Annotated in this window: 13 protein-coding genes; 4 read left to right on the forward strand and 9 right to left on the reverse strand. The window is 70.2% G+C overall.

Annotated elements, in window-relative coordinates:
* Positions 1 to 59 precede the first annotated feature (59 nt).
* The 4 genes from AC3EU2_RS00805 to AC3EU2_RS00820 form a co-directional block, all read right to left on the reverse strand.
* The gene (locus AC3EU2_RS00805; RefSeq protein WP_488177852.1) at positions 60 to 3,065 is read right to left on the reverse strand and encodes a vitamin B12-dependent ribonucleotide reductase; all 3,006 of its coding nucleotides are present in this window, start codon (positions 3,063 to 3,065) and stop codon (positions 60 to 62) included.
* A gap of 105 nt (positions 3,066 to 3,170) precedes the next feature.
* Entirely contained in the window at positions 3,171 to 3,698 is a 528-nt protein-coding gene (gene nrdR, locus AC3EU2_RS00810; RefSeq protein ID WP_488177853.1) for a transcriptional regulator NrdR, read from the reverse strand.
* 298 nt (positions 3,699 to 3,996) lie between these two features.
* Positions 3,997 to 4,668, reverse strand: a complete 672-nt coding sequence (locus AC3EU2_RS00815; RefSeq protein WP_488177854.1) for a hypothetical protein — start codon at positions 4,666 to 4,668, stop codon at positions 3,997 to 3,999.
* A 166-nt stretch (positions 4,669 to 4,834) separates the two neighbouring features.
* On the reverse strand, positions 4,835 to 6,112 hold the full coding sequence (locus AC3EU2_RS00820; protein ID WP_488177855.1) for a DUF2254 domain-containing protein: 1,278 nt from the start codon (positions 6,110 to 6,112) through the stop codon (positions 4,835 to 4,837).
* Positions 6,113 to 6,183: 71 nt separating this feature from the next.
* Between AC3EU2_RS00820 and AC3EU2_RS00825 the strand changes: the two genes are divergently transcribed.
* Positions 6,184 to 6,783, forward strand: coding sequence for a GNAT family N-acetyltransferase (locus AC3EU2_RS00825; protein ID WP_488177856.1), 600 nt, complete (start codon positions 6,184 to 6,186; stop codon positions 6,781 to 6,783).
* Here AC3EU2_RS00825 and AC3EU2_RS00830 read toward each other — a convergent pair.
* The gene (locus AC3EU2_RS00830) at positions 6,778 to 7,206 is read right to left on the reverse strand and encodes an SRPBCC family protein (protein ID WP_488177857.1); all 429 of its coding nucleotides are present in this window, start codon (positions 7,204 to 7,206) and stop codon (positions 6,778 to 6,780) included. The two genes, AC3EU2_RS00825 and AC3EU2_RS00830, sit on opposite strands and share 6 nt — an antisense overlap.
* A 45-nt stretch (positions 7,207 to 7,251) precedes the next feature.
* Between AC3EU2_RS00830 and AC3EU2_RS00835 the strand changes: the two genes are divergently transcribed.
* Positions 7,252 to 8,379 (forward strand): winged helix DNA-binding domain-containing protein, encoded by a 1,128-nt coding sequence (locus AC3EU2_RS00835; protein WP_488177858.1) that lies wholly within the window; start codon positions 7,252 to 7,254, stop codon positions 8,377 to 8,379.
* A gap of 76 nt (positions 8,380 to 8,455) precedes the next feature.
* Here the strand turns inward: AC3EU2_RS00835 and AC3EU2_RS00840 are convergent, their stop codons facing one another.
* The gene (locus tag AC3EU2_RS00840) at positions 8,456 to 8,920 is read right to left on the reverse strand and encodes a VOC family protein (RefSeq protein ID WP_488177859.1); all 465 of its coding nucleotides are present in this window, start codon (positions 8,918 to 8,920) and stop codon (positions 8,456 to 8,458) included.
* Positions 8,921 to 9,102: 182 nt separating this feature from the next.
* Positions 9,103 to 9,507: a LysM peptidoglycan-binding domain-containing protein gene (locus AC3EU2_RS00845; protein ID WP_488177860.1), complete on the reverse strand. Its 405-nt coding sequence runs from the start codon at positions 9,505 to 9,507 to the stop codon at positions 9,103 to 9,105.
* Positions 9,508 to 9,691: 184 nt separating this feature from the next.
* On the opposite strand from AC3EU2_RS00845, the gene lexA reads away from it, so the two are divergent.
* On the forward strand, positions 9,692 to 10,438 hold the full coding sequence (gene lexA / locus AC3EU2_RS00850; protein WP_488177861.1) for a transcriptional repressor LexA: 747 nt from the start codon (positions 9,692 to 9,694) through the stop codon (positions 10,436 to 10,438).
* A 4-nt stretch (positions 10,439 to 10,442) separates the two neighbouring features.
* Here the strand turns inward: lexA and AC3EU2_RS00855 are convergent, their stop codons facing one another.
* Entirely contained in the window at positions 10,443 to 11,318 is an 876-nt protein-coding gene (locus AC3EU2_RS00855; protein ID WP_488177862.1) for a Sir2 family NAD-dependent protein deacetylase, read from the reverse strand.
* 49 nt (positions 11,319 to 11,367) lie between these two features.
* Positions 11,368 to 11,556: a hypothetical protein gene (locus AC3EU2_RS00860; protein ID WP_488177863.1), complete on the reverse strand. Its 189-nt coding sequence runs from the start codon at positions 11,554 to 11,556 to the stop codon at positions 11,368 to 11,370.
* Between the two features lie 136 nt (positions 11,557 to 11,692).
* Between AC3EU2_RS00860 and AC3EU2_RS00865 the strand changes: the two genes are divergently transcribed.
* On the forward strand, positions 11,693 to 12,631 hold the full coding sequence (locus tag AC3EU2_RS00865; protein WP_488177864.1) for a LysR family transcriptional regulator: 939 nt from the start codon (positions 11,693 to 11,695) through the stop codon (positions 12,629 to 12,631).
* The last annotated feature ends 1 nt before the right edge of the window (position 12,632 follow it).

Here is a 12,632-nt window from a genome sequence, read left to right on the forward strand (position 1 = left end):
AGGGGCCTGAGGCGGTGAATCGCCTCAGGCCCCTCCTCTTTCAAGCCGCGCTGACTGGATCAGCTGCAGCCGCTGGTGCTTCCGCAGCCTTCGCAGACGTAGCAGGACCCAGCCGGGCGCATCTTCGTCCCGCAGGTCATGCACATCGGCGCGTCCGCGGACACACCCTGGAACTTCTCGAGCAGCTCCGCCGACGAGTGGACGTCACCGGAGATCTCGCGAGCCGAGGCCGCGCCGGCACCGGACTTGATCTCGCTGGCGTGGTCCACCGCGTCCGCCGCCGCCGGCGACTCGCCCGCCGCCTTCGGAGCAGCCTCCGCCGACTTCTTCGGCGAGCTCGCACCGACGCCCTGGGAGAACGACTCGATCTCGTCCTCGAGCGCCTCGGTGTCCTCGTCATCGACCGTCGACGGGGCGTACGAGCCGGTCTCGAGCTGGCGCTGACGCTCCTCCGCGGTGTGGATGCCCATGAACGAGCGGGTCTCGAAGTCCATGTGGTCCAGCGCCAGGCGGCGGAACACGTAGTCGACGAGCGACTGGCCCATGCGGATGTCCGGGTCGTCGGTCATGCCGGCCGGCTCGAAGCGCATGTTGGAGTACTTCTCGACGAACGTCTCGAGCGGCACGCCGTACTGCAGGCCGACCGACACCGCGATCGAGAACGCGTCCATGACACCGGCCAGGGTCGAGCCCTGCTTGCCGAACTTGAGGAAGACCTCGCCGAGGCGACCGTCCTCGTAGGTGCCGGCGGTGAGGTAGCCCTCGGCGCCACCGATGGCGAAGGACGTCGTCTGCGACGAGCGGCGCTTCGGCAGACGCTCACGCGTCGGGCGGTACACGACACGCACTGCCTTCTCGTCCGCAGCACTTGCCGCGCCGGCGGCGAGGGCCGCGGCGTCGGCAGCGACACCGGCAGCCTTGTCTGCCGCTGCGTCCTTGGCCGTGGAGCCGCCGTCGGAGAGCGGCTGGCCGACCTTGCAGTTGTCGCGGTAGACCGCGAGCGCCTTGAGGCCGAACTTCCAGCCCTGGACGTAGACGTCCTCGATCTCCTCGACCGTGGCGGTCTCCGGCAGGTTGACCGTCTTGGAGATGGCACCGGAGAGGAACGGCTGCGTGGCCGCCATCATCCGCACGTGGCCCATCGGGGAGATGGAGCGCGCACCCATGGCGGTGTCGAAGATCTCGTAGTGCTCGGTCTTGAGGCCGGGCGCGTCGATGACGTGACCCTTGTCGGCGATGTACTCGACGATCGCCTCCACCGTCTCCTCGGTGTAGCCGAGCTTGCGCAGGGCACGCGGGATGGTGAGGTTGACGATCTGCATCGAGCCGCCACCGACGAGCTTCTTGAACTTCACCAGCGAGAAGTCCGGCTCGATGCCGGTCGTGTCGCAGTCCATCATGAAGCCGATGGTCCCGGTCGGGGCGAGCACCGAGGCCTGGGCGTTGCGGTAGCCGTTCTTCTCCCCCAGCTTGACGACGGCGTCCCACGCCTTCGTCGCGGCCCGGTGGATGTCCTTGTCCATCGTGTGCTGGGTGCGGATGGTGTCGTTCGCCGCGGCGTGCTTGCGCATGACCCGCTTGTGCGCGTCCGCGTTCCGGGCGTACCCGGCATACGCACCGACGACACCGGCGATCTCGGCGGACCGTTTGTACGCGGCACCGGTGAGCAGTGAGGTGATCGACGCGGCGAGCGCGCGGCCACCGTCGGAGTCGTAGCCGTGGCCGGTCGCCATGAGGAGCGCGCCGAGGTTGGCGTAGCCGATGCCGAGCTGGCGGTAGTCACGCGTGGTCTTGGCGATCGGCTCGGTCGGGAAGTCCGCGAAGCAGATCGAGATGTCCATCGCCGTGATGACGAGCTCGGTGACCTTCTGGAAGGTCTCGACGTCGAAGGTGTCGTCGTCGCGCAGGAACTTCAGCAGGTTGAGCGAGGCGAGGTTGCACGAGGAGTTGTCGAGCGACATGTACTCGGAGCACGGGTTGGACGCGGTGATCCGGCCCGTCTCCGGGTTGGTGTGCCAGTCGTTGATCGTGTCGTCGTACTGGATGCCCGGGTCGGCGCACTCCCACGCGGCCTTGGCGATCTTGCCCATGAGCTCGCGGGCGTCGACCGTCTCGATGACCGAGCCGTCCTGACGCGAGGTGAGACCGAACTCGGTGCCCTCCTCGACCGCGCGCATGAACGCGTCGTTGACGCGGACCGAGTTGTTGGCGTTCTGGTACTGGACGGAGACGATGTCCTTGCCGCCGAGGTCCATGTCGAAGCCGGCGTCACGCAGCGCGCGGATCTTGTCCTCCTCGCGCGCCTTCGTCTCGACGAACTCGACGATGTCCGGGTGGTCGACGTCGAGCACGACCATCTTGGCCGCACGACGGGTCGCGCCACCGGACTTGATCGTGCCCGCGGACGCGTCCGCGCCACGCATGAACGACACCGGGCCCGAGGCCGTGCCACCGGAGGAGAGGAGCTCCTTGGAGGAGCGGATGCGCGACAGGTTGAGACCCGCGCCCGAGCCGCCCTTGAAGATGAAGCCCTCCTCCTTGTACCAGTTGAGGATGGAGTCCATCGAGTCGTCGACCGAGAGGATGAAGCAGGCGGAGACCTGCTGCGGGGACTTGGTGCCGACGTTGAACCAGACCGGGGAGTTGAAGCTGAAGACCTGGTGCAGCAGCGCGTAGGTCAGCTCGTGCTCGAAGAGCTCGGCGTCCTGCGGGGAGCCGAAGTAGCCGTGCTCCTTGCCCGCCTTGACGTAGGTGAGGACGACGCGGTCGATGAGCTGCTTGAGCCCGGTCTCGCGCGCCTCGGTGCCGACGGCGCCACGGAAGTACTTCGTCGTGACGATCGTGGAGGCGTTGACGCTCCAGAAGTCGGGGAACTCGACGCCGCGCTGCTCGAAGATCGTCGCGCCGGTCTTCCAGTTCTGCTGGACGACGTCGCGCTTCTCCCAGGTCACCTCGTCATAGGGGTGCACACCAGGAGTGGTGAAGATGCGTTCGACCGTCACCCCCGTCGATCCCTTCGTCGGGTTCTTGCGGGCCCCTGCACGTGCGCCGGCGGTCTCCGTCATTGCTGCTCCCTCTCCCTGCCCGACTCCGTCGGGCGATGTCCTCATGACCTGTCTATCGCGCACCACTGACAGTGGTGCCGTACTGGTGTTCCTTGCGTATGCCGGTCAGCGTGGACCGGCGGACGCGTCCCCTACCGGGCCGGCCGGACTGCCGAACGACTGCCGGTCCGGTTCCTCGCCCGTCGCCTCGCGTTCGACGCGGAGCAGGGTGATCGCCTGCTCGAAGTCCTCGAGGCTGTCGAACGCCTGGTAGACGCTCGCGAACCGGAGGTAGGCCACCTCGTCGAGCGCCCGCAGCGGCTCGAGGACGGCGAGGCCGACCTCGTGGGCGTCGATCTCGGCCTGCCCGGCCCCCCGGATCGACTCCTCGACCTGGTGGGCGAGGAGGGCGAGCTGGTCCTCGGTGACCGGTCGGCCCTGACAGGCCTTGCGGACGCCGACGAGCACCTTGGCCCGGCTGAACGGCTCGGTCACCCCGGAGCGCTTGACCACCGACAGCGCGGCGGACTCGAGCGTCGTGAAGCGCTTGCCGCACTCGGGGCACTGACGGCGGCGGCGGATGCTGGAGCCGTCGTCGGTGGCCCGCGAGTCCATGACCCGGGAGTCGGTGTGGCGGCAGAACGGGCAGTGCATGACCGGCTCCTTTCAGGGGCCTGGCAGCGCCTGCCTGGGGACGACGCTGGGGACTGGCTGGGGACAACGTGTGGACAACCCCGCTGCACCTGTGAACCATATGTGGATGAACTACATCGGTGTAACCACTAGATGTAGTAGTCAGTATGCGCTGCTGTGACCTGCGCCGCAAGCCCTGTCGACGCGTCCCGCGTGTCTCGGCGTGTCGCCCCGCCGTTGCGCCTTTCCGATGCGCACCGATGGACGTATGCCGCCCGCTCGGGGTGAGCGGACGGCATACGGGTGGGGCAGGGTCGGGTCAGAGACCGGGCCCCTGCGAGCGGAGCTTGTCGACCTCGCTCATGGCCTCGCGGAGCTGGCCGAGCCACTCGTCGGCGTGCTGGCCGACGAGCCGGACCGACCAGGCGAGCGCGTCGCTGCGGGAGCGGGCGACGCCGGCGTCGACGAGGGTGTCGAGCACCTGACGCTCCGGCTGGCGCAGGCGCGTCATGACCGGGGCGGCGAGGTGGGTGAAGAGCGCCTCGGTGCCGCCGAGGCGGACGCCCCAGGACACCTTGCGCTCGTAGCGGGACTCGGCCTCGCGGGCGATCTCGATGCGCCGCTCCTTGGTGTCGCTGCGCCAGCGGCTGATCCGACCCTCGGCTTCGGCTCCTTCGAGCTTCTCGTCGGGCAGGGTGCCGATGACGGTGATCTCGTCGCGGTCGACGCGGATGTCGACCTCCGTGAACCAGTCGTCGGGTAGGCGCCCGGTGAACCAGTCACGGGCGTCGTCGGCGCTGGGGACGTCGGCCTGCTGCCAGCCGCCGGGCCGGCCCATGCCGGGACCGCGGCCTCGGCCGCGTCCGCCCCCGGGACCCCCGTGACCACCGGGGCCGCGGTGGGGCATGCCCCGTCGGTCACCTCGGCGCTCCTGGGGCTCGGTGCGGTCGGACTCGGGACCGGTGGTGCTGTGGATGTGGTGGGACCTCATGGTGGGTTCCCCTTCCTGTGTTGCAGTGCTTACACCATTACACAATTACACAAAAACGAAACTGTTCCCGGTGCACGAACCGGTTCGCGAGCCGGTCCCGGCCTCGAGAGACGGATCGACGAGGCTCTCGAGACCACCCTCGGACGGTGGGGAGAGCGATAGGGGCTCAGGCCTTCCGCTCTCCCGCCTCGACCCCGATGCCGAGCGGGTCGGGCTGCAGGGCGACCTGCAGGTCGTGCTCGTCGTCGGTCAGCCTCACGACCCGCGCCTCCAGCAGTCGGAGCTGCTCCTGCAACGGCTGCCGCCGCTCAGGGGGCACGACATCCAGCAGGTCCTGCAGCGAGGACCTCAGGCGCCTGCTGACCTGAGGAGACTCGGAGCCGGCGAGCCGGAGCTCCTCGAAAGCCAGCAGGACGTAGGCGCTCCAGTCCATCGACGGCACGACGAGCCGCACCTGGCCGGCGTCATCGCGTCGCTTGCCGTCCGGGAGGTCACGCCGGGCCAGTTGGCGAAGGACGTCGTGCACCCTGTCGATGACCTGGACCGTGGTGGTGGGGTCGCCGAGGGGATGCTCCGCCAACGCACGCAAGCCCATGTCGACGAGCATCCGCACTCCGAAGGCGACGTCCTGGTCGAGGGTGCGCTCGAGCGTGAGAGCAAGGGCCTGCCGCACCGTTTTCTCATCGACCTGGTCAGCGGTGGCTCCCTCGATGCGTGCCAGTGGCGCCCCGGCCGGCACGAACTGCCCCAGCGCGGGGATCAACGTGATGACGGCGTCGGCGTTCCGAGCGGCTTCGACGATCTGCTCGTGGCCGATCATCGAGAGGACCCCCGATTTCTTCGACATGATGACGTGCGGGTCGTCCTCGAGCGGCTCGCCCTTGAAGGCATCGGGATAGATCTCGTCGGTCAAGCTGCGTGTGCTCGAACCCACCAGCTCGATCAGCGCCGAGACCCGCAGCGCTCGACCGATGTGGTGGATGTAGATCACCAGCACGACGATGTCGACGACGACGAGGAGGAAGGTCACCAGCACCGACAGGCCCGGGACGACGGGCTCCTCCTCACTGACGTGGACTTCGCGCATCGACAACATGCTCTGGACGAACGTCATGACGAACAGCCCGATGGCGTTCTGGCTGGGCTTGTCCTGGAGGAACGTCTGCACGATGCGAGGCGAGAACTGCGCCATGGCCAGCTGCACCACGACCATCGTGATCGCGAGGACCGTGGCGACGAGGCCGATCATCGAGGCCGCGACCGTGCCCAGGATCGTGAGCGCCGCGTCGGGCCCGCCGATGAAGTCCATCGAGATGAGCTGGTGGTCGTTGGTCCGGTCGAGGGTCACGGTGACGACGTTGATGACAAGCCCCGCCACGGCATAGAGGAGCGGGATGAACCACAAGCTGCTGAGCACCGTCGCTGAGAGCTTCTTCCACAGCATGCTGATCCCCTTCGACGCTGTCACGTTAACGCGCGTTCGCACGTGTCGGTGGGAGACGGCACGATGAACGCATGACCACCGAGCCCGTGTGGGAGACGCACCCGGTGACGCCCGACCGGTTCGAGGACTTCGCCGACGTCGTCAACCGGAACCGTCGCGCCACGCACTGCTGGTGCCTGTCGCACCGGCTCACCGCGGCCGAGATCACCGAGCTCGGCGGGGACGGCGCGGACCAGCGCGAGCGGGCGATGCGGGCGCTGTGCGAACGCGAGCACCCTCCGGGCGTCGTCACCTACCTCGACGGGACCCCGGTCGGGTGGTGCAACATCGGGCCCCGCTCGGAGATCACCCGCCTCGAGAAGTCGGCGCTCATGCTCCCGACCGACGACCTGCCCGTGTGGAGCATCGTCTGCGTCGTCGTGCGCAGCGGCTACCGCAGGCGCGGTGTGACCCAGCACCTCATCGACGGAGCGGTGGACTACGCCGCGAGCCGTGGCGCGCCGGCGGTCGAGTCGCACCCCGTCGACCCGACCGGCCGGATGGACCTCACGATGGCGTTCGTCGGCACGAGGGCGATGTTCGAGCGCTGCGGGTTCGAGGTCGTCGGCACCACCAAGGCGACGGCGAGCAGGCTGCCGCGGCTCACGATGCGCCGGACGCTGGCCTCATGAACCCGACTCGCTGCGCGCCTTCAGACCGGCCGCCTCGGTCGCGAGGTAGCGGTCGGTGAGCCCGCTGAAGAAGAGCCGCCCCATGACCCTGCCGACGGGACCGGCCTGCTCGACGGCCAGGACCACGCGCGAACCTCCCTCGGGTCGCGCCGCGATGCTGTGCCGCGCAGTCGTCCGCACCCCCGGCCCGGTGGCGACCCACGTGAACCCCCGACCCGGGTCGAACTCGGTCACGACGTACTCCGTCGGCGGCAGCTTCGGCTGCTCCACCCGCACCCGCGAGCCGAGGCCCAGCGGCTCCGCGTCGAGGCGGGTCACCGACGTCACCGTCTCGGCCCACTCCGGCCACCGCTCGACGTCGCTCATGACGTCCCAGACCCGCTCGGGCGCCGCCTCGATGTCCACGCTCGTGCTCCGCTCCATGTCCTCATTGTCGCGGTCCCCTTGGTCGCGCGCGAGGGCCGCGTCGTGACTCGAACCGTCACCCACGCGTGGGTGCTCCGGCGACGCCTGGCCGTCCAGCGCCTCGCGGCCGCTCCGCTCCCCCACGCCGCCGACGCCGTCCGGCTCCTCACCTGCGTGCAGAGCCAGGACGCGCCGCTCGCGGCCCACTCCCTCGCGATGCGCTCGCGCAACACGACGTGTGCCGGTGTGCTGGCCGCGCAGTCGGCTGGCGGCTGGGTGCGCACCCACGTCCTGCGGCCCACCTGGCACCACGTCGTGCCCGAGGACCTCCGCTGGATCCAGTCGCTCACCGGCGCCAAGGTCGAGGCGTCGGCCGCGTCACGCCACCGCCAGCTCGGGGTCACTCCGGAGGTCAAGGACCGCGGCATCGAGCTGCTCCACCAGCTGCTCGCCGACGGTCGCACCATGACCCGCAAGGAGCTCGGTCCGGCCTTCTCCGACGCCGGGCTGCCCGGGCCGGGCGAGGCCATGGCCCACCAGCTCATGACGGCCGAGGTGCGCTCGGTCATCTGCTCGGGGCCGCCGCGCGGGGTCGAGCACACCTACGCCCTCGTCGACGACGTCGTCGCGCGCGCGGACTCCGACGGGTGGTCCCGCGAGCAGGCCGCCGTCGAGCTGACCCACCGCTTCTACGCCGGGCACGGACCCGCCTCCGAACGCGACCTGCAGCGGTGGAGTGGCATGACGCTCACCGAGATCCGTTCCGCCACAGCCGAGCTCACCACCTCCGCGACGTTGCGGTCCTCGCGCCCGCTCGAGCAGGTCGAGTGCCAGGACGAGACCCTGTGGTTCGACCCGTCGGTGTCGGCGCGCACGACCCGGCCGCACCGGGCCTACCTCCTGTCGACGTTCGACGAGGCGGCCCTCACCTACCCGAGCACGGGGTTCCTCCGTCGCAACCGCGACGCGGACCGGACGCGCCTGATGTCTGAGGCCGGTGGCGGGATCGTCGTCGTCGACGGACACGACGTCGGCACCTTCAAGCGCACGGTGGGGCCGAAGCAGGCCGTCGTCACGGTGCGACCCGAGGTCGACCTCACCGCCGCCGAACGCGACGGCATCGCCGAGGCAGCCGAGCGTCTCGCCGCCTTCCACGAGCGCCCCCTCGACCTCGTCCTCACCAGCCCCTGACCCCCCGCTCCCCGTCCCCAACTCGCCAATTCCCCCGTTGGGCACGCGACACGCCGGGCGCGAAACGGCACGCGAATCAGCCGGCGGTGTCGAAGCCCTCTCGCTGGGCGCGCTCGTGCGACTCAGCCGTCTCCTCGAAGAGGGTGACGGTGAGGTCGGCGGGTGCCTCGAGCCGGGAGTTGAGCGACTTCCACGGCGTGAGGACCGGCTCGGCGACGACGGTCGCGCCGGCGTCCTCGGCGTCGCGGGTGGACCGCTCGGCGTCGTCGACCTCGAACGCGATCCGGATCCGCGGGCTCGGGGTCCCGCCGGCCTCGACGGCGTCGATCGCGACCTTGTGCGCCGGGCTGGCGATCTCGAAGGTCGCCCGACCAGCCTCGAGGATCGCGACCCGGTCCTCACCACCCTCGGAGAACGCGGCGATCTCGTCCATGCCGAGGACGTCGCGGTAGAACCGCACCGCCTCGTCGTAGTCGGCCGCCTCGACGACGACCCGCAGCTGCCTCACCCTCTGGATGCGCTCGGTGCTCTCGGTGCTCATGCCAAGGTCAAGGGCGGCGCCGCCGCCGATGTTCCGCGGCGCGCCCTCGGACCGGGCAAAACGCAAAGGGCGCCCCGCGCAGCTGTCCGCGGGGCGCCCTTCGTACTGAGTCGGCGAGGGGTCGAGGCTCTGCCATGGACTCAGGACCGAGCCGGGGTCGAAGCGGCTCGGAGTCGTGGTCGTCAGCCCTGCGGGATGACGATCTGCTGGCCGGCGCGGACCTGGGCGCTGCTGAGACCGTTGGCCAGCTGCAGCTCGGCGACGGCCGAGGCGATCGACGTGCCGGTCATGTGCTCGGCGGCGATCTCCGACAGCGTCTGGCCCTGCTCGACGGTGATGCGCTCCGGGGTCGAGGAGGCCGCGGCGCCCCCGGTGAGGCCGACGAACGCCGCGACGAGGGCGATGAGCAGGACGGTGCTCGTGAGGGCCAGGCGCCCGCCCCGGGTCAGCCGGAGGGCCGGCCGGGGAGCCACGGTGACGGCCTCGCCGGTGGGGACGAGGACGAGGCGCGGACGCTCCGGGCGACGCATCGGGAGCGGGACGGCATACCCCGCCGCGGTGCCGTCGAGGGCCGCTGCTGCACTCATGGAGTCCTCCTGGGTCGAAAGAACGTTCGATAGAACGTCTGTACGATGTCTAGCACGGATGTTCGAGGACTTCAAGACACGCGTCGAACAGGTGTTTGATCCGTCCGCCCGAACTCCGTACGCTGTGGTCATGTCAGGAAGCCAATCAGGCACCACTGACACCACTGGTTTCAGAGGAGACGAGATGAGCGACAAGAGCGGCCCCCCCGACGCCGACGTCCACCAGCTGCCTGACCGCGACCCCGGCGACGGCACGCTCACGGTGCGGCAGCGCAAGGTCCTCGACGTCATCCGCAACTCGGTCGACCGCCGCGGCTACCCGCCGAGCATGCGCGAGATCGGCCAGGCCGTGGGCCTCACCTCCCCCAGCTCGGTCTCGCACCAGCTGCACGCCCTCGAGAAGAAGGGCTACCTGCGGCGCGACCCCAACCGGCCACGGGCGATCGAGGTCATCTCCCCCGACACCCCGAGCGACATCCGCGGCTACCGCGGTGGCGCCACCCCGGACGACGTGGACGCCGACCTCGACCCGACCGGCTCGGGCGACGCGCGGCCCGAGGCGAGCTACGTGCCCGTCCTCGGCCGGATCGCCGCCGGCGTGCCGATCATGGCCGAGGAGATGGTCGACGACGTCTTCCCGCTGCCGAAGCAGATCGTCGGCGAGGGCTCGCTCTTCCTGCTCAAGGTCGTCGGTGACTCGATGGTCGATGCGGCAATCTGCGACGGCGACTGGGTCGTCGTCCGGCAGCAGCCGAGCGCCGACAACGGCGACATCGTCGCGGCGATGCTCGACAACGAGGCGACGGTCAAGACGTTCAAGCGCAAGGACGGCAAGGTCTGGCTCATGCCGCACAACCCGGCCTTCGACCCGATCGACGGCGACCACGCGACGGTCCTCGGCAAGGTCACGGCCGTCCTGCGCCGGATCTGAGGGGTCACGCCACCTGGGCCTGGACGGCACGGGTGAGCGCGGCGAGTGTGACGCCGAGCGGCGCATCGATCCGGTGCGTCGTCTCGGCGTCCCCGCGTGTGGGGCCCCTCGTGATGACGACGACGGGTATGCCGCGTGCTGCCGCCCGCCGAACGAACCGGTAGCCGCTCATCACCTTGAGCGACGACCCGAGGACGACGAGTGCGGACGCCGCCTCGGTGAGCGCGTAGCACTGCTCGACGCGGGGCTTGGGGACGGCGCCGCCGAAGAAGACGACGTCGGGTTTGAGGGTGTCGGCGTCGCACGCCAGGCACCGGGGCGTGACGAAGGTGGTGACGGCGTCGTCGGCGAGGACGATGTCGCCGTCCGGGCGGATCTGGCTGCTCACCCGGGAGCCGTCGACCACGGCCCCGAGGGCGCGTGAGGCGAAGTCGGGGTTGGCGTCGTCCATGAGCGCCTGGAGCAGACCGCGGTCGACCCGGCCCTCGCAGGTGAGGCAGACGACCTCGGCCAGCGACCCGTGCAGCTCGATGACCTCACGGGTGCCGGCGTCCTGGTGCAGACCGTCGACGTTCTGGGTGATGACGGCTCCGAGCGCCCCGGCGCGTTGGAGGTCGGTGACGGCGAGGTGGCCGTCGTTGGGCTCGGCCGCGCTGAAGCGCTGCCAGCCGATGAAGCTGCGCGCCCAGTAGCGCTGCCGCGCCTCGCTGGTCGCCGTGAACTCCTGGTGTGACATCGGCGTGACCCGGCGGTTGCCGTCGGGGCCGCGGTAGTCGGGGATGCCGCTCTCGGTCGACATGCCGGCACCGGTGAGGACGAGCGCCGGGCCGGTTTCGCGCAGCAGCGACGCGACCTCGCGGACCGACACCTCAGGGCTCACCCCGACATCGTAAGTGGTCGTCCTGACGTCGCCCCAGGGTCACGCGAGGTCACTCGCCGGGGCAGGCGTTCTGGTGGACCAGGGCGGCGGTGAGCATCCAGCGCCAGTCCACCGCCGAGGAGCCGCCGTAGGAGCCGGCGCCGCACGCGCACTTCCAGTGCCACCGCCCGAGGCCGTCGCACGTGACGTCCGGGTGGTGGCTGCGGCGGGCGGTCCGCCGGCGGTTCGTCGTCCTCATGCCCATCAGGAGGGCGCACCTCGGCCGCTGATACACCCGAGGGACGAGCGTCGCCGCCGCGCGCCCGTGGGCGTGCGACATCAGGGATTGAACCGTCCCGATGGATCTCGATAACTTCTGGTTATAGGATGGCCGCATGATCGATGCCGCAGGACTCCGGGTCATGCGCGCCATCGCCGACGAAGGCAGCTTCACGGCGGCGGCGCTCTCCCTCGGCTACTCCCAGCCCGCCATCTCGCAGATGGTCCGCCGTCTCGAGAACCGCACGGGCACGACGCTCGTCGAGCGCGTGGGCCGCAGCGTCCGCCTCACCGAGGCCGGCGCCGTGCTCGCGCGGCACGCCGGTCCGGTGCTCTCGGCCCTCGACGCCGCGGAGGAGGAGGTGGCCGCGATCGCCGGGCTCCGGTCCGGACGCGTGCGCCTCATGGCCTTCCCGTCCGCCTCGGCCACGCTCGTCCCCAAGGCCCTCGCGAAGGTCAAGGCGAAGCACCCGGGCGTCTCGATCACCTTCAGCGAGGGCGAGCCGCGCGAGTCGCTCGCCGCGCTGCGCGCCGGTGAGTGCGACCTCGCGGTCGCGTTCGTCTACGAGGGAACGGACCTCGGCCGCGGGGAGGAGGACCTCGAGGCGTTCGTCACCACCCCGCTGCTCGACGACGAGGTCCTGCTCGCCGTCCCCCGCACGCACGCGCTGGCGACCTCGACGAAGGTCGACATGGCCGCGCTCGAGGACGAGACCTGGATCGCCGGCTGCCCCCGGTGCCGTGGCCACCTCCTGCAGCTCGCGAGCACCGCCGGTTACGTGCCGGACGTCGCCTACGAGACCGAGGACTACGTCGCCGTCATGGGGCTCATCGCCGAGGGCCTCGGCATCGCCGTCATCCCCGACCTCATCCTCAGGACCGTCCACCACGAGGACGTCGTCGCCCTGCCGATGACCCCCGCGTCGCGGCGCCACATCGTCGCCGTGACGACCCCGGACCTGCAGCGGGTCCCTGCCGTCAGGGCCACCCTCGACGCGCTCGTGGAGAGCGCCGACGCGGCGACGAAGAAGGCCGCGCAGTCGGCCGTCCGCTGAC

Source organism: Knoellia sp. B-D-2, from assembly GCF_057714695.1.

Excerpts from the sequence above, each read along its gene's own strand:
- AC3EU2_RS00805 (WP_488177852.1), bottom strand. The coding sequence starts at position 3,065 with ATGACGGAGACCGCCGGCGCACGTGCAGGGGCCCGCAAGAACCCGACG.
- nrdR (WP_488177853.1), bottom strand. The coding sequence starts at position 3,698 with ATGCACTGCCCGTTCTGCCGCCACACCGACTCCCGGGTCATGGACTCG.
- AC3EU2_RS00815 (WP_488177854.1), bottom strand. The coding sequence starts at position 4,668 with ATGAGGTCCCACCACATCCACAGCACCACCGGTCCCGAGTCCGACCGC.
- AC3EU2_RS00820 (WP_488177855.1), bottom strand. The coding sequence starts at position 6,112 with ATGCTGTGGAAGAAGCTCTCAGCGACGGTGCTCAGCAGCTTGTGGTTC.
- AC3EU2_RS00825 (WP_488177856.1), top strand. The coding sequence starts at position 6,184 with ATGACCACCGAGCCCGTGTGGGAGACGCACCCGGTGACGCCCGACCGG.
- AC3EU2_RS00830 (WP_488177857.1), bottom strand. The coding sequence starts at position 7,206 with ATGGAGCGGAGCACGAGCGTGGACATCGAGGCGGCGCCCGAGCGGGTC.
- AC3EU2_RS00840 (WP_488177859.1), bottom strand. The coding sequence starts at position 8,920 with ATGAGCACCGAGAGCACCGAGCGCATCCAGAGGGTGAGGCAGCTGCGG.
- AC3EU2_RS00845 (WP_488177860.1), bottom strand. The coding sequence starts at position 9,507 with ATGAGTGCAGCAGCGGCCCTCGACGGCACCGCGGCGGGGTATGCCGTC.
- lexA (WP_488177861.1), top strand. The coding sequence starts at position 9,692 with ATGAGCGACAAGAGCGGCCCCCCCGACGCCGACGTCCACCAGCTGCCT.
- AC3EU2_RS00860 (WP_488177863.1), bottom strand. The coding sequence starts at position 11,556 with ATGAGGACGACGAACCGCCGGCGGACCGCCCGCCGCAGCCACCACCCG.
- AC3EU2_RS00865 (WP_488177864.1), top strand. The coding sequence starts at position 11,693 with ATGATCGATGCCGCAGGACTCCGGGTCATGCGCGCCATCGCCGACGAA.